General features: G+C 62.3%; 13 protein-coding genes. All 13 read left to right on the forward strand.

The window, feature by feature from the left end:
- Positions 1-50: 50 nt before the first annotated feature.
- The 13 genes from AC30D9_RS01645 (at position 51) to AC30D9_RS01705 (ending at position 21,450) form a co-directional block, all read left to right on the forward strand.
- The gene (locus AC30D9_RS01645; protein ID WP_490143275.1) at positions 51-1,082 is read left to right on the forward strand and encodes an alpha/beta fold hydrolase; all 1,032 of its coding nucleotides are present in this window, start codon (positions 51-53) and stop codon (positions 1,080-1,082) included.
- 11 nt (positions 1,083-1,093) lie between these two features.
- Positions 1,094-2,056 (forward strand): D-2-hydroxyacid dehydrogenase family protein, encoded by a 963-nt coding sequence (locus AC30D9_RS01650; RefSeq protein WP_307572198.1) that lies wholly within the window; start codon positions 1,094-1,096, stop codon positions 2,054-2,056.
- 648 nt (positions 2,057-2,704) lie between these two features.
- Positions 2,705-4,276 carry a glycogen synthase GlgA gene (gene glgA / locus AC30D9_RS01655; protein ID WP_307572197.1) on the forward strand — a complete coding sequence of 524 codons (1,572 nt, stop codon included), beginning with the start codon at positions 2,705-2,707 and terminating at the stop codon, positions 4,274-4,276.
- Between the two features lie 7 nt (positions 4,277-4,283).
- A complete protein-coding gene (gene treZ, locus AC30D9_RS01660) occupies positions 4,284-6,086 on the forward strand; it encodes a malto-oligosyltrehalose trehalohydrolase (RefSeq protein WP_490143276.1) in 1,803 nt (600 codons plus the stop codon).
- A complete protein-coding gene (malQ, locus tag AC30D9_RS01665) occupies positions 6,083-8,161 on the forward strand; it encodes a 4-alpha-glucanotransferase (protein ID WP_307572195.1) in 2,079 nt (692 codons plus the stop codon). The genes treZ and malQ overlap by 4 nt, the downstream gene beginning before the upstream one ends.
- Positions 8,158-10,944, forward strand: a complete 2,787-nt coding sequence (locus AC30D9_RS01670) for a malto-oligosyltrehalose synthase (protein ID WP_490143277.1) — start codon at positions 8,158-8,160, stop codon at positions 10,942-10,944. Before malQ ends, AC30D9_RS01670 begins: the two co-directional genes overlap by 4 nt.
- A 20-nt stretch (positions 10,945-10,964) precedes the next feature.
- Positions 10,965-11,306: a DUF2934 domain-containing protein gene (locus tag AC30D9_RS01675; protein ID WP_116832509.1), complete on the forward strand. Its 342-nt coding sequence runs from the start codon at positions 10,965-10,967 to the stop codon at positions 11,304-11,306.
- A gap of 208 nt (positions 11,307-11,514) precedes the next feature.
- The gene (gene glgX / locus AC30D9_RS01680) at positions 11,515-13,674 is read left to right on the forward strand and encodes a glycogen debranching protein GlgX (protein WP_109754191.1); all 2,160 of its coding nucleotides are present in this window, start codon (positions 11,515-11,517) and stop codon (positions 13,672-13,674) included.
- 249 nt (positions 13,675-13,923) lie between these two features.
- Positions 13,924-14,688, forward strand: a complete 765-nt coding sequence (locus tag AC30D9_RS01685; protein WP_490143278.1) for a PIG-L deacetylase family protein — start codon at positions 13,924-13,926, stop codon at positions 14,686-14,688.
- A 272-nt stretch (positions 14,689-14,960) separates the two neighbouring features.
- Positions 14,961-15,725, forward strand: coding sequence for an endonuclease/exonuclease/phosphatase family protein (locus AC30D9_RS01690; protein ID WP_373459198.1), 765 nt, complete (start codon positions 14,961-14,963; stop codon positions 15,723-15,725).
- A gap of 178 nt (positions 15,726-15,903) precedes the next feature.
- Positions 15,904-18,363, forward strand: a complete 2,460-nt coding sequence (locus AC30D9_RS01695; RefSeq protein ID WP_490143279.1) for an autotransporter family protein — start codon at positions 15,904-15,906, stop codon at positions 18,361-18,363.
- 294 nt (positions 18,364-18,657) lie between these two features.
- Positions 18,658-19,572: an autotransporter domain-containing protein gene (locus AC30D9_RS01700; protein ID WP_134924455.1), complete on the forward strand. Its 915-nt coding sequence runs from the start codon at positions 18,658-18,660 to the stop codon at positions 19,570-19,572.
- Between the two features lie 252 nt (positions 19,573-19,824).
- Positions 19,825-21,450: an NADP-dependent glyceraldehyde-3-phosphate dehydrogenase gene (locus AC30D9_RS01705; RefSeq protein ID WP_490143280.1), complete on the forward strand. Its 1,626-nt coding sequence runs from the start codon at positions 19,825-19,827 to the stop codon at positions 21,448-21,450.
- The last annotated feature ends 7 nt before the right edge of the window (positions 21,451-21,457 follow it).

Here is a 21,457-nt window from a genome sequence, read left to right on the forward strand (position 1 = left end):
GCCATAATCGGGCCGCACCAGGATCGGCGGCGGCCATAAGGAGATTGACCATGTCCCGCATCACCGCGCGCTGGTTGCCCAGCCTGTTCCTCACCGCCGCCCTGCCCCTGCTCGCCCAGGCCGCCAACCCGCCTGAAGGCCCGGCCTACGGTGCGCAGTTGGAGGGCTTCGAATACCCCTACACCCTCAAGCATTTCCCCTTCCAGTCCCAGGGCCAGTCGTTACAGATGGGTTACATGGACGTGCCAGCCCAAGGCAAGGTCAATGGCCGCACCGTGGTGCTGATGCACGGCAAGAATTTCTGCGCCGCCACTTGGGGCGATTCGATCAAGGCCCTCAGCGAGGCCGGATACCGGGTCATCGCGGCGGATCAGGTCGGCTTCTGCACATCGAGCAAACCCGAGCATTACCAGTACAGCTTCCAGCAATTGGCAAGCAACACCCAGGCCTTGCTCAAGGCCCTCGGCGTGCAGAAAGCCATCATCCTCGGTCATTCCACCGGCGGCATGCTCGCCACCCGCTACGCCTTGCAGTTTCCCGACCAGGTCGAACGCCTGGCGATGGTCAACCCCATCGGCCTGGAAGACTGGAAAGCCTTGGGCGTCCCCTATCGCACCGTGGATCAATGGTACGCGCGGGAGTTGAAAGTCACCGCCGAGGGTATTCGCAACTACGAGCGCACGACCTATTACGCAGGCCGCTGGAAGCCTGAGTTCGAGCGTTGGGTAGACATGCTCGCCGGCTTGAACAAAGGCCCGGGGCATCGGCAAGTGGCGTGGAATTCGGCGCTGATCTACGACATGATCTTCACCCAGCCGGTCTATTACGAGCTCAAGGACCTGACCGTACCCACCCTGCTGCTGATCGGTACCTCCGACACCACGGCCATCGGCAGCGACATCGCGCCGCCGGCGGTAAAGGCCAGGCTGGGTCACTACGAGGAACTGGGCAAGCAGGCTGCCCGGCTGATCCCCCGCTCGACCCTGGTGGAGTTCCCCAATCTGGGGCATGCCCCGCAGATGGAAGAGCCGGACCGGTTCCACAAGGCCCTGTTGGGCTGGCTGGACAAACCCATTCCCTGACGAGGTGTTCCATGGCGGTGCAAATAGCAGTCATAGACGATTGGCAAGATGTGGCACGTGGCGTGGTGGATTGGTCGGTGCTGGACCGCATCGGCCAGGTGACATTTGTCCACGATTACCCCGCCGACCGCGACACCCTCGCCGAGCGCCTGCAGCGCTTCGAAGTGATCTGCGTGATGCGTGAACGTACCTTGTTCGACGAAGGCCTGCTGCGCCGCCTACCCAATCTCAAGCTGTTGCTCACCGGTGGCATGCGCAATGCCGCCCTGGACCTGAAGGCCGCCGCCGAACTGGGTATCCAGGTGTGCGGGACCGACAGCTACAAGCACGCCACGCCCGAACTGACCTGGGCGCTGATCATGGCCCTGACCCGCAACCTGGTACAGGAAGCCAATGCCCTGCGCGCCGGCCTCTGGCAGCAAGGCTTGGGCGGCGACCTGCACGGCAAGACGCTGGCGATCCTCGGCCTGGGCAGCATCGGTACGCGGGTGGCGCAGTTCGGCCAGGTATTCGGCATGCGGGTGATCGCCTGGAGCCAGAACCTCAGTGCCGAGCGGGCCGCCGAAGTCGGCGTGACCTACGTCAGCAAGCAGGCCTTGTTCGAACAGGCCGACATCCTCTCGATCCATCTGGTGCTCGGCGAACGTACCCGCGGCCTGGTGGATGCCCAGGCGCTGGCCTGGATGAAAGCCGAGGCCCTGCTGGTCAACACCTCACGCGGGCCGATCGTCGATGAAGCCGCCCTGATCGACGCCCTCCAGCACAAGCGCCTGGCTGGCGCCGCCCTGGACGTGTTCGCCCAGGAGCCCTTGCCAGCCGCCCATCCCTTCCGAACCCTGGATAACGTACTGGCCACGCCTCATGTGGGTTACGTCAGCCGACAGAACTACCAGCGGTTCTATTCCCTGATGATCGAAGACCTGCTGGCCTGGGCGGCGGGCACGCCGATTCGGTTGCTGACGCCGACGGGCTGAGCCCCAGCCCCAAATATCCTGGATACCTCTCTGTGGGAGCGGGCTTGTTCGCGAATGCTGTTTGTCAGTCACACATTTGCTGGCTGATACACCGCATTCGCGAGCAAGCCCGCTCCCACAGAATAGTGCGCTTCCAGCGCAGACAATAGCCATCAAAACGCCTCTATTGCGCCCGCCCCCCAATGGTGCGCCACGCCATTCCATCGCGCACGCCGATGACACAAGGCTGCCCCCCTACACCTTTTTGTTTTCAGGAAACTGCACTTCGTCGGTGCGTATCCCTCTTTGTCGTGTAGGAGATTGCCGACAAAAACTGTGATTGTCGGACAATGCGACGAACCGAGCCGCACCGCTCTAAGTTCTGACCTAGACTGCCTAACCGGGGGGAAAACCGACCGGTCATCCAGACGAAAAAAAGTCGAAACTTTTCGCAACGGCGACAGGTCAGGTTAGAGGTAGGGCAACAGCGACTGGTGCAGTCCTTGCACTGGTCATTGCAACAGCTCCTTCACAGCTGATTCGCTTCGCCGCATTGGGTAGCCGTTCGCTTTCCTTGCGTAGCGCTTGTGCGCCTGGCCGCAGGATTCGGCCAATGAAACAACAGCTCTGGCGCTTGCCGGAAACAGATCGAGAAAATGGGAGATATTTATGATCAGTGCTGCCTTGGAACCACAACAAGTCCGTTCGCAATTACCGCCGGCGGCCGAATCGCCAACGGCACCGGTGCTGGCCACCGGCGGCAAGGCACTGCTCCCCGTCGTTCGACAGAATCCCAACCGCAAGAAAGTATTGTTCGTCACTTCGGAAATCGCCGACCTGGTAAAGACCGGCGGCCTGGGCGACGTCTCCTCCGCATTGCCCCGGGCCATGGCCGGGTTGCATGATGTCCGGGTGCTGATCCCCGGTTATCCGCAAGTGATGAACAGCGGCAATCCGATCCACATCATCGGCGAACTGGGCGGCCACGCAGCACTGCCGCCCTGCAAGATCGGGCGCATGGACATGGCCGACGGCCTGGTGATCTACGTACTGATCTGCCCGGAACTGTTTGCCCGCGAAGGCTCCCCCTACGGCGCCAACAATGGTCGCGACTGGCCCGACAACCACATTCGCTTCGCCCGCCTGGGCCTGGCCGCCGCCGATATCGCCGCCAATCTGGCGCAGATCCACTGGTGCCCGGATCTGGTCCATGCCCACGACTGGCCAGCCGGGCTGGCGCCGGCCTATATGCATTGGCGCGGGCAACGCACCCCGACCCTGTTCACCATCCACAACCTGGCCTACCAGGGCGTGGTCAGCCTGGCGTCCTGCCCGGAACTGGGTATCCCTGAGCACGCCCTGCAACAGGAAGGCATGGAGTTCTACGGCAAGCTGTCGTTCCTCAAGGCCGGGATGGCTTATTCCAGCCATATCACCACCGTCAGTGCCACCTACGCCCAGGAGATCACTACTCCGGCGTTCGGTTGCGGGCTCGACGGTTTCCTCGCGGCCAAGACCCAACAAGGCCTGCTCAGCGGCATCCCCAACGGCATCGATGAGAGCTGGGACTCGGCCACCGACACGCATCTGTTCCGCCAGTTCGCCATAGGCGACTGGGAAGGCAAGACAATCAACGCAAACCACGTGCGTGAACTCTTTGGCCTCGATGACTCCACAGGCCCGCTATTCGCGGTGGTTTCGCGCCTGGTCTACCAGAAAGGCCTGGACCTGACCGAAGCGGTCGCCGAGTTCATCGTCGAGTCTGGTGGCCAGATCGCCATCATTGGCCGCGGCGAACCGGAAGAAGAACAGGCCATGCGCGAACTGGCGCTGCGCTTTCCCGGACGCATCGGCGTGCGCATCGGCTTCAATGAAACCGATGCGCGGCGGATGTTCGCCGGCAGCGATTTCCTGCTGATGCCGTCGCGCTACGAGCCCTGCGGCTTGAGCCAGATGTACGCCCAGCGCTTCGGCTCACTGCCGGTAGCGCGCAATACCGGAGGCTTGGCGGACACCATCGAAGATGGCATCACCGGCTTCCTGTTCGATGAGTCCACCGTGGAAAGCTACAAACAGGCCCTGAGCCGGGCCTTCAAGGTCTTCGAGTTCCCCGACCTGCTCAACGCCATGCGCTGCCGGGCCATGTCGGCACCGTTCAACTGGTGCAAGGCCGTGGAACCCTATGCCGAACTCTACGAACAGCTGGTGGCTAAGTCACTGGGAAAATCGGCCAGACAATGAGGTAACAATGACGTCAAGGACGCCTGATACATGGACCCACGGGGCGGTCATGCTGGATGAGGAGCACACCCGCTTCGCCCTTTGGGCCCCGGATGCCTTTTTTGTCAGTGTCGAGCTCGACACTGGAGATTCGATACCGCTACTGCCCCAAGCCGACGGCTGGTTCATGATCCAGACCCGTTGCCCCGCTGGCACCCGTTACCGCTACAACATCGATGGCGAGCTGGAAGTGCCGGACCCGGCCTCTCGCGCCCAGGCCGGCGATATCGACCGCCACAGCGTGGTGGTCGACCCGCATGCCTATTCATGGCGGCACACTCAATGGTCCGGCCGCCCCTGGCACGAAGCCGTGATCTACGAATTGCACGTCGGCGCCCTGGGTGGTTTCAACGGCGTCGAACAGCATTTGGCACGCCTGGCCGGACTGGGCATCACCGCCATCGAACTGATGCCGCTGGCGCAGTTTCCCGGTGATCGCAACTGGGGCTACGACGGCGTCCTGCCCTACGCACCCCAGGCGTCCTACGGCACACCCGAACAGCTCAAGCATCTGATCGACAGCGCCCACGGCCACGGGTTATCCGTCATCCTCGATGTGGTCTACAACCACTTCGGCCCCGACGGCAACTACCTGCACCGCTACGCCAAGGGCTTCTTTCGCGAAGACAAGCACACGCCCTGGGGCGCGGCGATTGATTTCCGGCGCCGTGAGGTACGGGACTTTTTCATCGACAACGCGCTTATGTGGCTCCTGGAATACCGTTTCGACGGCCTGCGCCTGGACGCGGTACACGCCATTGAAGACCCGGATTTTCTCCAGGAGCTGGCGGCCAGGGTGCGCGAGCAGGTGGACCCGGTCCGGCATGTCTGGCTGACCGTGGAAAACGAACACAACCAGGCCAGCCTGCTGGAACAAGGCTACGACGCCCAGTGGAACGACGACGGGCACAATGCCTTGCATGTGCTGCTGACCGGTGAAACCGACGCTTACTACGCCGACTATGCCGAGCAACCGACGGAGCAACTGGCACGTTGCCTCAGCCAGGGGTTCGTCTTCCAGGGCCACATCAATCGCCATGGCGAATCCCGGGGCGAACCCAGCGGCCACCTGCCGCCGAGCGCGTTCGTGCTGTTCCTGCAGAACCATGACCAGATCGGCAACCGTGCCCTGGGCGAACGCCTGCATCAGCTCGCCGCGCCCCAGGCCCTGCAAGCGGCGACGGCCTTGTTGCTGTTGTCACCGATGATCCCGCTGCTGTTCATGGGGGACGAGGTGACGGCCGAACAACCCTTCCTGTTCTTTACCAGCCACTACGGCGAGCTGGCAGAACTCGTGCGCGAAGGCCGACGCAGCGAGTTCAAGGCCTTCAGTGCCTTTGCCGATCCGCAGAAACGCGAACAGATTCCCGACCCCAATGCGGCCAGCACCTTCGAGGCTTCACGCCCGAGCCTGGAAGCGCAAGGCCCGGAGCAACAGGCCAACGAGGCGCTGTATCGGCAACTGCTGAAAATTCGCCGTGAAGAAATCATCCCACGCCTGCCCGGTGCCCAGGCCCTGGGGGCCGATGTGCTGGGCCATGGCGCCGTCAGCGCACGCTGGCGGCTAGGCGATGGCAGTGTGTTGCGCATCGACCTGAACCTGAGTGATCAGCCCGTCGAACACAGCGCCCCGCAAGAGGTGCACATTCTTTTCGAACATCCGCAGCAGCTCGAGGGTCTGTTGCAACAGGGCGTCCTTGCGCCCTACAGCGCGCTGGTCAGTCTGACGCAGGCGACAACCTTGCCCAACATCACTGGAGAGCGCCTATGAGCGATGCGCAACTGGAAATCCTCGCCGGACGAGCGGGCCTGGCAGTGGATTGGATCGATGCCAATGGCCGGGCCCAGAAAGTCTCGCCGGCCGTCTTGCGCTCGGTCCTTACCGGCCTGGGCCACCCAGCCGGCAGCGCCCAGGAAATCGACGCCAGCCTGCTGCAGTTGCAGGAGGCTCAACAGAACCATCAATTGCCACCGCTGATCACCGCCGATGTCGGAGTCAGTCTGGACTTGAGCCGCTACTTCGAGGCCGGGACGCCCTGCGAAATCAAACTTGAAGATGGCGCGACACTGAACCTGAACCTCGACGCCGACGCCAAGCTGCCGGGGATGGTCCCGGTGGGTTATCAGCACGTCAGCATCCAGGACCAGCACTTCACCCTGGCCGTCGCGCCGGCCCGTTGCTACAGCGTGGCCGATGCGGTGGACGACCCGACGCCACGGGCCTGGGGCTTGAGTGCGCAACTGTATGCCCTCAGGCGTCCCGGTGACGGAGGCTTCGGTGACACCCAAGCCCTGGAGGAACTGGCACGGGTGGCCGGCGAGCGCGGGGCCGAGGCCATTGCCATCAGCCCGATGCATGCCATGTTCAGCAGCGACACCGGGCGCTACAGCCCCTACTCACCGTCGAGCCGACTGTTCCTCAACAGCCTGTACGCGGCGCCGGGCACCATCCTCGGCGAACGCGCCCTGCGCACCGCCATCGACGCCACCGGCCTGACCAATCAACTGCGCACCCTGGAAGAGCAGCCGCTGATCGACTGGCCGGTCGCCGCCCAGGCCAAGCAGAAAATTCTGCGCGCCCTTTACGACGGCTTCAGCCAGGGCGAGCATCCGCTACATGAAGACTTCAGCAGTTTCCGTCACACCAGCGGCGAAGCCCTGGAGAACCATTGCCGCTTCGAGGCCTTGCAGGCCGAACGCGCCGCCCGGGGCGAAAGCCTCGACTGGCGGCAGTGGCCGGAAGAATGGCGCGATCCGCGCAGTGCGGCCTTGGCCCATTTTGCCGAAGAAAACGCCGATGAGATCGGCTTCCACGCCTTTTGCCAATGGTTGATCGCCCGCTGCCTGGAGCGCGCCCAGAGCGCAGCCAGATCCAGCGGCATGGGCATTGGCCTGATCGCCGACCTGGCGGTGGGTGCCGATGGCGGTGGCAGCCAGGCCTGGAGTCGGCAGGACGAACTGCTCGCTTCGCTGACGGTGGGCGCCCCGCCAGACATTCTCAACCGCTCCGGCCAAGGCTGGGGGATCTCGGCGTTTTCCCCGGAAGGCCTGGTGCGTAACGGCTTTCGCGCATTCATTGAAATGTTGCGAGCCAACTTCGCCCACGCCGGCGGCTTGCGCATCGATCATGTCATGGGCTTGCAACGGCTCTGGGTAATTCCTAACGATGCCCCACCCTCCGATGGCGCCTACCTGTATTACCCGGTAGACGACCTGCTGCGCCTGCTGGCACTCGAATCCCATCGTCATCAAGCCATCGTGCTCGGCGAAGACCTCGGCACCGTTCCCGATGGCCTGCGGGAAAAACTCAGCGCCCGCTCGATCCTGGGCATGCGCGTGCTGTTGTTCGAACAGGACAACACCCACTTCAAGCCAATCCTCGACTGGCCGGACAATGCCCTGGCGACCACCAGCACCCATGACTTGCCGACGCTCAATGGCTGGTGGCACGGTCACGACATCGACTGGAACGCCCGGCTGGACCTGATCGATTCCCACACCGAAATGGACTGGCGCAAACACCGCGAGCGCGAACGTGAAGGCCTGCGCCACGTGCTCAACCAGGATCCGCAGAACTTTCGCGAAGAACATCGCGAGACCGACCAGGTACTGGATGCCAGCGTGCGCTTCCTCGGCCACACCCGCGCGCCGCTGGTGTTACTGCCACTGGAAGACGCCCTGGGCATCGAAGAACAGGCGAACCTGCCGGGCACCATCGACACCCACCCCAATTGGCGCCGCCGCCTGGCCCAGCAAAGCCAGGCATTGCTGGATGAGCCGGACGCCGCCCGGCGTCTGGAAATACTCGCCTGTGCCAGACTTCAGGCGAACGAGCGTGACCGATGAAGCAGACATTGATCCAACCCCTGCGGGCAACATTGCGCCTGCAGTTTCATAAAGGCTTCACCCTGGACGATGCCATCCCCCAGGTGCCGTACTTCGCCGCGCTGGGCATCAGCCACATCTATGCCTCGCCGCTGCTCAAGGCCCGGGCCGGCTCGATGCACGGCTACGATGTCGTCGACCCGACCCTGGTCAACCCCGAGCTGGGCGGCGAACCCGCGCTCAAGCGCCTGGTCGCAGCCTTGCGCGAGCACCGGATGGGCTTGATCCTCGACATCGTGTCCAATCACATGGCCGTTGGCGGCAATGACAACCCCTGGTGGCTGGATTTGCTCGAATGGGGCCGCCTGAGTCCCTACGGTGAATTCTTCGACATCCAGTGGCACTCCCCGGACCCGCTGATGGAGGGCCAGTTGTTGCTGCCGTTCCTGGGCAGCGACTACGGCGTGGCGTTGCAGGAAGGCACCTTGAAACTGCGCTTCGATGCCGCCCATGGCCGCTTCTATGTCGAGCACTACGAACACCACTTCCCCATTTGCCCGATGTACTACGGCGAACTGCTCAAACCCGCAGAAACCCTGCCCGCCGAGCAAGCCGAGTCGCTCAAGTCCCTGGCCGAGCGCTTCACCACGCTCAATTACCAGACCGATGCCCACACCCTCGCCCGCCCACTGCAAGCAGAATTGCAAAGCCTGGCGACAGATACCGGCATCCTGAGCGCCATCGAGGACAACCTGGGTGGCTACGACTCCACCCAGTCCGAGGGCTTCGAGCGCCTGCACCAGTTACTGGAACGTCAGAGCTATCGCCTCGCCAGTTGGCGCACAGCGGCGGATGACATCAATTGGCGGCGCTTTTTCGACGTCAACGAACTGGGCGGGCTGCGGGTCGAGCGTCCGGCGGTATTCGAGGCGACCCATGCCAAGATTTTCGAACTGATCGGTGAAGGATTGGTGGACGGGCTGCGGATCGATCACATCGACGGCCTTGCCGACCCTCGCGGTTACTGCCGCAAATTGCGCAGACGCGTCGATTCGCTTTCGCCGTCGCGGCATCTGCCGATTTTCGTCGAGAAAATCCTTGGCGATGGCGAAACCTTGCGACGGGACTGGAACATCGACGGCAGCACCGGTTACGAGTTCATGAACCAGATTTCGCTGCTCCAGCATGACCCGACCGGTGCCGAGCCCCTTGCCGAATTCTGGAGCCGGCACAGTGAGCGACCAGCGCACTTCATTGAAGAAGCGCGCCTGGCCCGCCAGCAGATTCTCAATGGTTCCCTGGCCGGCGACTTCGAAAGCGTTGCCCAGGCCCTGCTGCAAGTGGCCCGGGACGATGTGATGACCCGCGACCTGACCCTGGGCGCGATCCGCCGGGCCTTGCAGGAGCTGATCGTGCATTTCCCGGTGTATCGCACCTACATCACGCCTTTGGGGCGCTCGGCCGAAGACGAAGTGTTCTTCAACCAGGCCCTGGAAGGCGCCCGGCAGACCCTCAGCGAAGCTGACTGGCCAGTGCTCGATTGCCTGGCCGGCTGGCTCGGTGGGATGCCCTGGCGGCAACGTCCGCGCGGCAGCCAGCGTAAACGCCTGCGCCATGCCTGCGTGCGCTTCCAGCAACTGACTTCGCCAGCCGCTGCCAAAGCCGTGGAAGACACCGCGCTCTATCGCTCGGCGGTGCTGTTGTCGCGCAATGACGTGGGCTATGACACCGAGCGCTTCAGCGCCCCGGCCGAGGTGTTCCACCACGCCTGCCTTGAGCGCCTCGAACATTTTCCCGACAACCTGATCACCACCGCCACCCACGACCACAAGCGCGGCGAAGACACTCGCGCCAGGCTGGCCGTGCTCAGCGAGCGTGCCGACTGGTATGCCGCCTGCGTGGAGCAGTGGCGCATCCTTGCGCCTTCGCTGCACAGCGACCCGGCTGCGCCTTCGGCCGGTGATGAGCTGATTCTGTACCAGGCGCTGCTCGGAAGCTGGCCGCTGGACCTCAACCTGCAGGACCACAAGGCCCTGGCCGACTACAACGAACGCCTGTGGCAATGGCAACGCAAGGCCTTGCGTGAAGCCAAGCTGCAAAGCAGCTGGGCGGCCGTCAACGACGCTTATGAGCAAGCGACGCAGATGTTCCTCGAACGGTTGCTGCTGGGTGATGAGGGGCTGCCGTTGCGCAGCGCCATCGCCGAGGCGGTCCAGGCCATCGCGCCGGCCGGTGCCCTCAACAGTCTGGCGCAAACTTTGCTGCGCATGACCGTGCCCGGTGTACCGGATCTGTACCAAGGCAACGAGTTCTGGGATTTCAGCCTGGTTGACCCGGACAACCGCCGCCCTGTGGATTTCCAGGCCCGCCGCGAGGCGCTACGGGCCGACAGCTCCCCCGCCGCGTTGATACGCGATTGGCGTGACGGGCGAGTCAAACAGGCATTGATCGCCAGGACACTGGCCGTGCGAGCCGAGTATCCGTCGCTATGGCGCCAGGGTCGCTACCAGCCACTGGAAGTGCTCGGCGAACAGGCCCAACGGGTACTGGCCTTCATGCGTGAGGACGGGCAACAGAGGGCGATCATTGTCGTGCCTATCCATGCGGCGCACTTGCTGGAAAACAGTGCCGTGCCGCTGGTAGCTGCGTCGGATTGGGGCGATACCCGCGTGTTGTTACCGTTCGCCGCCGAGGAGGAAAAACTGAAGGGACTTTTTTCAAGTGCAACAGTCACACCCCAAAGAGAACTGCTGATCAGCACCGCACTGGGGGATTTCCCGGTCAATGTCTTTATCCAATCTTGAGTTGAATCAGGAGCACTGCGATGAGTACCGACGATAAACGCATCCGCGAATTCGCCTATCAGATCTGGGAGTCCGAGGGTAAGCCCAGCGGGCAGGAAAAACGCCACTGGGAAATGGCGCGCAAACTCGCCGAAGCCGAAGCCCTGGCGCCCAGCAAGCCTCCCAAGGCGGCGAGCAAGTCAACGGCCAGCAAAGCGGATGGCGCCAAGCCCCCCGTGGCGACCAAGAGCACCGCTGCCAAAAGCGCCCCAAAAAGCGCGACCCCCAAGGCCAAGCCGGCGACCAAGCCGGTCGCGACCACCGAGGCACAAAAGCCTGCGGATAAAAAGCCCCGGGCGGCGCGCAAACCACCAGCGGTTTGATTCATCTCCCATCGGTCTCCTTGCCAGGTGGGAGCAAAGCTTGCTCGCGAAACAAGCGCATCGCTTCATCGCCGCAACCCTTTGCTCCCACAAAGAGCAACTTGTCCCACACAGCGGGGATGACTTTCCTCGCCACAGGTGAAGGGTGAACCCACCCCTCTCAAGTGAACCGCATCGCTATATCTGTCTGTCTTTTGCAGGAGCAACTATGACCCGTCCAAACAAAACCACGCCGCCGCCCGTGATCGAGGCTTCGCGGATTCGTGAAGGGCTGCCTTTTCCACTGGGTGCAACCTGGGATGGCCTCGGGGTCAATTTCGCGCTGTTTTCAGCCAACGCCACCAAGGTCGAACTGTGCATTTTCGACGATGCCGGCGAAGTCGAACTCGAACGCATCGAGCTGCCGGAATACACCGACGAGATTTACCACGGTTATCTGCCCGATGCCCATCCGGGATTGATCTACGGCTATAGGGTCTATGGCCCGTACGACCCGGCGAACGGCCATCGCTTCAACCCGAACAAACTGCTGATCGATCCTTACGCCAAGCAACTGGTCGGTCAATTGAAGTGGTCCGAAGCCCTGTTCGGCTACACCATTGGCCACCCCGACGGCGACCTCAGTTTCGATGAGCGCGACAGCGCCCCGTTCGTCCCCAAGTGCAAAGTCATCGATCCGGCGCACACCTGGGGCCACGACCATCGCGTCAGCGTGCCCTGGGACAAGACCATCCTCTATGAAACTCACGTGCGTGGCCTCACCATGCGCCACCCTGCGGTGCCCGAGAATCTGCGCGGGACTTTTGCCGGGCTGATGGTCGACGATGTGTTGGAGCATATCCGCAAGCTGGGGGTTTCCTCGGTGGAACTGCTGCCCATCCATGCCTTCGTCAATGACCAGCACCTGCTGCACAAAGGCATGACCAATTATTGGGGCTATAACAGCATCGCCTTCTTTGCCCCGGACCCACGCTACCTGGCCAGCGGCAAGATCGCCGAGTTCAAGGAGATGGTCGCCCACCTGCACGAGGCCAATCTGGAAGTCATCCTCGACGTGGTCTACAACCACACCGCCGAAGGCAACGAGCAAGGCCCCACCCTGTCCATGCGCGGCATCGATAACGCCTCGTACTACCGGCTGATGCCCGATGACAAGCGCTACTACATCAACGACTCCGGCACCGGCAACACCCTGGACCTGAGCCATCCTTGCGTTCTGCAAATGGTCACCGATTCCCTGCGCTACTGGGCCACGGAGATGCACGTCGATGGTTTCCGCTTCGACCTGGCGACCATTCTCGGCCGTTACCATGACGGCTTTGACGAACGCCACAGCTTCCTCGTTGCCTGCCGCCAGGACCCGGTGCTGCGCCAGGTGAAAATGATCGCCGAACCTTGGGACTGTGGCCCTGGAGGCTACCAGGTGGGACATTTCCCGCCGGGCTGGGTCGAGTGGAACGACAAGTTCCGCGACACCGTGCGTGCCTTCTGGAAAGGGGATGACGGCCAACTCGCCGATTTCGCCAGCCGCATGACGGCCTCGGGCGAGATGTTCAACCAGCGTGGCCGGCGTCCGTACGCCTCGGTGAACTTCGTCACCGCCCACGACGGTTTCACCTTGAATGACTTGGTGTCGTACAACGACAAGCACAACGAAGCCAACGACGAGAACAACCAGGACGGCAGCAATAACAACCTGTCCTGGAACCATGGCGTCGAAGGCCCGACGGACGACCCGGAGATCAATGCGCTACGCCATCGGCAGATGCGCAACTTCTTCGCCACCCTGCTGCTGGCCCAAGGCACTCCGATGCTCGTTGCCGGCGATGAGTTTGCCCGTACCCAGCACGGCAATAACAACGCCTATTGCCAGGACAGTGAGATCGGCTGGGTCAATTGGGACCTGAGCGAGGACGGCGCGGCACTGCTCAAGTTCGTCAAGCGCCTGATCAAATTGCGCCTGACCTACCCGATCCTGCGGCGCGGACGATTCCTGGTGGGTAACTACAACGAGGACATCGGCGTCAAGGACGTGACCTGGTTGGCCCCGGACGGCAGCGAAATGACCACTGAACAATGGCAGGACGGCCATGGCCGTTGCCTGGGGATGCTGATGGACGGGCGAGCCCAGGAGACCGGCATTCGACGCAAGGGCGGCGATGCGACGCTGCTGCTGGTGGTCAATGCGCACCATGACATCGTCAATTTCAGCTTGCCGGAAGTCCCCGAGGGCAGTTTCTGGACCTGCATGGTCGACACCAACCAACCGGCCGTTCGAGGACAGGAGCGCTTCGAGTTCGATTCCGAATACTCCGTCACCGGGCGCTCGCTGCTGCTGTTCGAGCTGCAACGCGAAGACGAGGAATGAAACACCCGCTGTAAGCTGCCATGAGGACCGCAAGGACGCGGTTTTCGCTGCACACCCGCCAGTTTGAAGAAAAAAATGCAGTGCAGACGCACATGTCACGAGACGAATCGGCCGACATGGTCAATACTTCACCTGCGGTAGTCTCCAGGATTAGGAGCGCTGTGAATCGCAGTCATGCCCACATCGGAGCCACCGGACAGTAGATCCGGTGCATGGCTGAAAGATTGAACACATACAAGGATGTCGCTTATGAAACCTGCCTCTCGCTTGCCTGGCCGGCAGCACCCGCAAATCTGGAACAGTGCTGCGCAACTGGCCGATATTCCGATCATCAGTACCCAGACGCTCATTCCCGCCGGCGCCCGCGCGGTCATCCTCGCCCCCCATCCAGGCGATGAGGTCGGGGCCTGTGGCGGATTGTTGCAACTGCTGAGCAATCTGGCCCAACCCATGTTGCTGATCTCGGTCACCGACGGAGACTTGGCCCACCCCGGTTCACCGTTGTGGAGCGACGAACGCCTGCGTCCACACCGCCCTCATCCCCAGGAAAGCGTGGACGCCCTGCATCGCCTGGGCATTGCGGCCAATGGCCTGCAATGGGTGCGCGGTGGTTTCCCGGAAAAGGCCCTGGCCGAACACGAGGCCGAACTGGCCAGCTTCATTGCTCGCCACCTGCGCCCCGGTGACGTGGTGTTCAGCACCTGGCGCCAGGATGGCGACAGCGATCACGACACCGTCGGCCGCGCCGGGGCCCTGGCCGCCGATAGGATCGGGGTGGCGTTCAACGAACTGCCGGTGTGGGCCTGGCACTGGCCGGTCCGCGAGCAAAATAAAATCCCCTGGCACCGGGCCCGCAAACTGCGTCTCGACGTCTGGACCACCGCCCGCAAGCGTCACGCCATGTACGCCTACGTCAGCCAACTCGCAGGCGAACCGGCGAGCGGCATCGCCCCACTGTTACCCAGGGTCATCCTTGACCGGATGGGGTTGCCCTATGAGATTGTCTTCATCTGAATACGCACCTGTAAAGCTGGGTTTGTTCGCGGAGGGCGGTGATTCAGACCTCCGCCAATCGCGAGCAGGCTCGCTCCCACATTGGATTTGCGGGGTACTGCAACATCTGCGCACGCCTGCGCGCCCTGTGGAAACGAGCCTGCTCGCGATAGCGATCGGCAAGGATATGAAAAATCCGGAACTGCCGGCACCTTGGGTCAGTCGCATGAACAAGTACGTCTGATTCAGGAGTGAACGTGTCTCAAGATCCCGATTGGCGCGCCGTCGAACCAATGCCATCGGACGCGCCCGCGGCGGTTCATCGGCTGCGGATCCTGACGGTCAACACCCATAAGGGTTTCACCGCCCTCAACCGTCGTTTCATCCTGCCCGAACTGCGCGAAGCGGTGCGCAGTACCGGCGCCGATCTGGTGTTCCTGCAGGAGGTGCTGGGCGAACACGACCGACACGCGTCACGCTACGACAACTGGCCCCAGACGTCCCAGTACGAATTCCTCGCCGACAGCATGTGGAGCGATTTCGCCTACGGCCGCAATGCGGTCTACCCCGATGGCCATCATGGCAACGCCCTGCTCTCCAAATACCCGATCCGCCAGTTCCGCAATCTCGACGTGTCCATCACCGGTCCGGAGCGGCGTGGGTTGTTGCATTGCGTGCTGGATGTGCCGGGCCACGCCGCAGTCCATGGGATCTGTGTGCACCTGAGTCTCCTGGAAAGCCATCGCCAATTACAGCTCAAACTGCTCTGCCAGCTGCTCGATTCGCTGCCTGAGGATGCCCCGGTAATCATCGCCGGCGACTTCAACGACTGGCAATTGCGCGGCAACCTCACCCTCGCCCGCCATGGCTCGCTGCATGAAGCCTTCGAGCACCATCACGGTCGCCCGGCCAGGACCTACCCGGCCCGTTTCCCGCTGCTGCGCCTGGACCGCATATACCTGCGTAACGCCAGCAGCCATGCCCCGCAAATACTTGGGAACAAACCCTGGACGCACCTGAGCGATCACCTGCCACTTTCGGTGGAAGTGCATTTGTAGGGCTTATCCTGCCCACTGTTTCTGCGCATTGACCTGTAAGTTCTGACAGTAGCGACGCCCTTTATTCGTTGCTAGGGTGCCATCCATACAGCGAGCGTTGCCAGGCCCTGTGTGCCATCTGTTGTGCAACCAATGCTGGAACCGGCATTTGCGAAATGCCGACGCAGAGGGATAGCACATGATTCGGCACAACAAACGATTCAATCGGCTGCTCAACGCTTTATGGGTATCGGCCCCTTTCCTGTTCCCCGCACCCGCCGCCATGGCGGCCTGCACGCTGACACCAACCGCAGGCGATGACACTTATGTCTGCGACAGCGGCACCAGCCCCGGGTTGACGGACCTCGCGGGTAACAACAGCCTGACCCTGCCCGCCAACGGCAGCGGCGTCATTTCCGGCGACGTCACCTTCGGCGCCGGGATCGATGAAATCGTGATCGACGCCAACGGCGTGATTGACGGCGATGTCCAGCAAGGTTCCGGAGAGGACGACTTCATCATGAGTGGCGGCAGGATCCTATCCCTGGCTCAGGGTGATGGCATCGATACGTTCAAGATGACCGGTGGGACCATCGTTGATGCGTTCGAGGACGGTGATAAGGCCGAAATGACGGGCGGCACCATCGGCCGGGTCGACATGAAACTCGATGACAATGTTTTCGATATGTCCGGCGGAAACATCATCGGCAACCTGGTGACCGGTTTCGGCCAGGACACCATCATCCTCTCCGCGGGACGGATCGGCGGCAATGTCAGTGTCAGCGGCGGCAACGACAGCATTACCGTCAGCGGTGGCGAAATCCTCGGCGAAGTCCGGGCCAGTGCCGGCGATGACCAACTGCAGTGGAGCGGCGGTCTCATTCACTCGGCCATCCTGATGGGCGAAGGCAACGACACGGCATTGCTGAGCAACCTCGATGAAACCCTGCTTGCCACCACACCCAGCTTGAACGGTGGGTTGGGCCAGGACGTCCTGACCTTCAGTAGCAGCACCTCCAGCACCGGCGCCCGTTACCTCAATTGGGAAACGGTCAACCTTACCCAAGGCTCGCGTCTGGATCTTAACGACACGCTGACCTTGGGTGACAGCGCTACCGGCACCGGGACGCTCAATCTCGAAAGCGGCAGCACGCTAACAGCGACCCAAGGCGTCATCGCTCCTTTTACTGCCGGACAACTGGCGACACTCAACAATGCCGGCACGGTGGACCTCACCCTAGGCAATACCCGCACCAACGACACGCTTACCGTCCAGGGCAACTATGTTGGTAACAACGGCCAGTTACGCCTTCAAACCGCACTCGGCGCCGACGACTCGCCCAGCGACAAGCTGGTAGTCAATGGCGGGACTCTCACCGGCAGCACAGCCATCACCGTCACGAACCTGGGCGGCACGGGTGCACTGACGACCCAGGACGGTATCGCAGTGGTCCAAGCCCAGGGCGGCGCGGTCAGCGACGCCAGCGCCTTTTCGCTGGCGCAATCCGTCTCGGCTGGTGCGTTCGACTACCGGCTGTTCAAGGGCGGCGTGACCGGCAATGAAAACAACTGGTACCTACGCTCTACCGTGGTCGCCGGGCCAGTACCGGCGCCTATCCCAACGGCGCCTCCCGCACCAGGCGCGCCACCGGTCCCGACGCTACCGCCGTTGCCAACTGCGGTGCCCGGCGCGGCGCCCATCCCGTTGTATCGCCCGGAAGTGCCGACCTGGTCGGTACTTCCGCCGGCGGCGGCGCAGCTGACCCTGATGGCCCTCGGCACGTTCCATGACCGCCAGGGCGACCAGCGCCTGCTCACGGAAACCGGGGCGTTCGGTGCGGGTTGGGGCCGGATCTATGGCAAGGATCTGGAGCAAACCTGGGCCGGTACGGTGACGCCAAAGTTCGATGGGTCGATCAAGGGGTTTCAGGTGGGCAACGATCTGTACAGCTCCCCGCTGTCCGGCGGCCAGACCCAACGCATCGGTTTCTTCGTCGGTCACACGGAGCTGAACGGCGATGTCAAAGGGTTCAACCTGGGTTTCGAAGATCGACACGCCGGCAAGATAGAACTCGACGGCGACAGCTATGGACTGTACTGGACGCTCACCGATCCCAGCGGCGGCTACGTCGACACAGTGGTGATGGGCACGCGATTGAATGGTGACAACCGCTCCGAACGCGGCTTGAAAATCGACAACCGTGGGCACGCCCTGACCGTTTCGGCGGAGGCCGGCTATCCCTTCGCGGTGACCGCCAACTGGGTCGTCGAACCCCAGGCCCAGATCATCCACCAGAAAGTGTCCCTGGACACGCAAAACGATGGGGTCTCCAAGGTCGAGTTCGATTCCGACGGTGCCTGGACCGGCCGTCTCGGGGCCCGCCTCAAGGGCCGCTACCAGGTCAGCGGCATGCCCGTGGAACCCTACCTGCGCGCCAACCTCTGGCACACGTTTTCCGGCACCGACTCGGTGACGTTCGATGACAGCGAACGGGTCGAGACCCAACAACGCGCGTCCACTGGCGACCTGGGCATTGGCGTCACCGTGAGCCTGGCGCCCACAGTCGCCATGTACGCCGGCGCGGACTACAGCCAAAACTTCGACAGCAACCAGCAACGCGCCGTGGCCGGCAGAATCGGCTTACGGATCAGTTGGTAGACAGGAACCACGACGGTGATTTGACGCCCAAATACGCGCATTAATAAACAATTGAAATCAGCGTCTTATTGACGCTGATTTCGTCATGCCATTCATCGTTCATTTTCTTGACGCGCCGCCCTCAGTCTTCTTGACTACACCGTACTACCCCCGGAAATACAGTCAGGGGCAGGCCTCTGGAACCCGTCACGACGGGCCGCCAGAGGCTTGCCTCAATCCATTCGGTCGCCCCTCATTCGGGGTAGGAGAGACGCCAAAAAGCGAGAGATGCATGCGATTGCAAGGCAGGCCCCCATGAAAACCTCCCTCCGTCCACAAGAGATCACCATCACCTTCCACACCCTCTCCACTTCGTTGTTGCTGCTTTCCTCCATGGAAGTACAGGCCTGGCCTGCCGAGGAGACAACGCAACCCTGGTATGGCCGAACACGATCCCACGACCTCGGTACCGTTGACATCGGCAGTGTCCCCGCTTCCGACAAGAGCCCTGCTCTGTTCACATTGCGAAACGACAGCGGCCACACCCAACGCATGGGCCTGATCAGCGGACAAAACCAGATCATTTCAACGGTCAATGGCCTGCTGGTGACGCCTGTGATGGCCGAACCAGGCAAGGATGCCCTCAACCTCAAAGGCTCGAGCCTCGGCGCCTATTGGAGCCTGACCGGACCTGCGGGCTGGCACGTGGACCTGAGCGCCAGCGGTGGCCGGGTCAATGGCTACAGCCGCACCGAACAAGGCCAGCGCCAGGCAGCCGAAGGCAGTGCGGTGACACTGTCGGTCGAAGGCGGCTTTCCGATTGGCATCGGGACTCATTGGGTGGTCGAACCCCAGGCGCAGTTGATCAACCAGCGCATCACTCTCGATACGCCGAATGCCGACAGCAATACCGGCAATGAACTGAGCAGTTGGAGCGGCCGCGTCGGTGCGCGACTCAAAGGTCACTACCAGGTCAATGGCCTGGGCATGGAGCCCTATGTGCGAACCAACCTGTGGCACACGGTGCAGAGCGCCGATACCTTGTCCCTGGACAAGGTCGACAAGATCAGCAGCAGCCGAAAATCTTCTACCGTCGAAGTCGGCCTGGGCCTGGTGGCACGGGTCACGCCGGCGGTAAGTCTGTATGTCAGTGCCGATTACAGCAGTGACGTCGATGACAATGACCTCAATGGCGTCATCACCAGCATGGGGGTACGGATGCGCTGGTGAGTCATTGGAGCGCTGTCCAATGCTGCGCCTGTAGGCGCTGTCGAGCGAAGCGAGGCTGCGACTTTTCCCAGGGCACTTGAATCTCAAGCGAACGGTCAAAAGATCGCAGCCTTCGGCAACTCCTGCGCAAGCCCGGCAGAAGCGATCTGCCGCGCCACTTAAAAAACACCTCCATTAAGGCGTATAACGCTAAAAGCGATTTATACCTGCAAGCCGTCCGCCCATGGCTCATTTCATTGATGGAGTAACGACATGACCACCGCCCCTTTCCTCGCCAACCTGTTTCCCAGCGCCGCCGACATCCCGGACGCCTACCGCCTCGAAGGCCGGATCGAACAGCGCGAGTACCTGGTCGACGGCACCTTGAAAACCTGGCAAGGACCGCTGGCCGTCGTGCGCAGCCCCGTTTACCTGGCGGGTGAGCTGGGCGACGAGCAAATGATTCTCGGCAGCACACCGCTGCTGGATGCCGAGACCGCCCTCACCGCCCTGGACGCCGCCGTCCGGGCCTATGACCGCGGCCAAGGCCAGTGGCCGACGATGCGCGTCGCCGAGCGCATCCGTCACGTGGAAACCTTCCTGGCACGCATGCGCGAGCAACGCGAGGCCGTGGTCAAGCTGCTGATGTGGGAAATCGGCAAGAATCTCAAGGATTCCCAGAAGGAATTCGACCGCACCTGCGACTACATCGTCGACACCATCAACGCCCTCAAGGAGCTGGACCGGCGTTCCAGCCGCTTCGAGCTGGAACAGGACACGCTCGGGCAGATCCGTCGCGTCCCCCTGGGCGTGGCCTTGTGCATGGGCCCGTACAACTATCCGCTGAACGAAACCTTCACCACGCTGATTCCCGCCCTGATCATGGGCAACACCGTGGTGTTCAAGCCAGCCAAGCTCGGCGTGTTGCTGATCCGGCCATTGCTGGAGGCCTTTCGCGACAGCTTCCCGGCAGGTGTGATCAACGTGATCTACGGCAGTGGCCGGGAAACCGTCAGCGCACTGATGGCCAGCGGCAAGATCGACATCTTCGCCTTCATCGGCACCAACAAGGCTGCCAGTGACCTGAAGAAGCTCCACCCGCGTCCGCACCGCTTGCGGGCCGCCCTGGGGCTGGATGCGAAAAACCCCGGGCTGGTGCTACCGGACGTTGACCTGGACAACGCCGTCAGCGAAGCCTTGACCGGTTCGCTCTCCTTCAACGGCCAGCGCTGCACGGCGTTGAAAATCCTGTTTGTCCATGAGGACGTGGCGCCGGCGTTCATCGAGAAGTTCAACGCCAGGCTCGCTACTCTGAAACCCGGCATGCCATGGGAGGACGGTGTGGCGCTGACGCCGTTGCCCGAGGCGGGCAAGGTCGACTACTTGCACTCGCTGGTCGCCGATGCGCTCGCCAAGGGGGCAGAAGTGAAGAATGCCCACGGGGGCGAATCACGCAGCTCGTTCTTCTACCCGGCGGTGCTCTATCCGGTGAATACGGCGATGCGGGTCTACCACGAAGAACAGTTCGGCCCGGTCGTGCCCATCGTGCCGTACCGTGATCTCAATACCGTGATCGACTACGTGCTGGAGTCCGACTTCGGCCAGCAACTGAGCATTTTCGGCACCAATCCGGCGGAAGTCGGCAAGCTGGTGGACACCTTCGCCAATCAGGTCGGGCGTATCAACATCAATGCCCAGTGCCAGCGCGGCCCGGATACCTTCCCGTTCAATGGCCGGAAAAACTCAGCCGAAGGCACCTTGTCCGTTCACGATGCGCTACGCACCTTCTCTATTCGTACGCTGGTGGCCACCAAGTTCCAGGACAGCAACAAAGCGCTGATCAGCGACATCATTCGCGAACGGGATTCCAACTTCCTGACCACCGACTACATCTTCTGAGCCACGC

This window comes from Pseudomonas sp. DF11 (assembly GCF_058148565.1).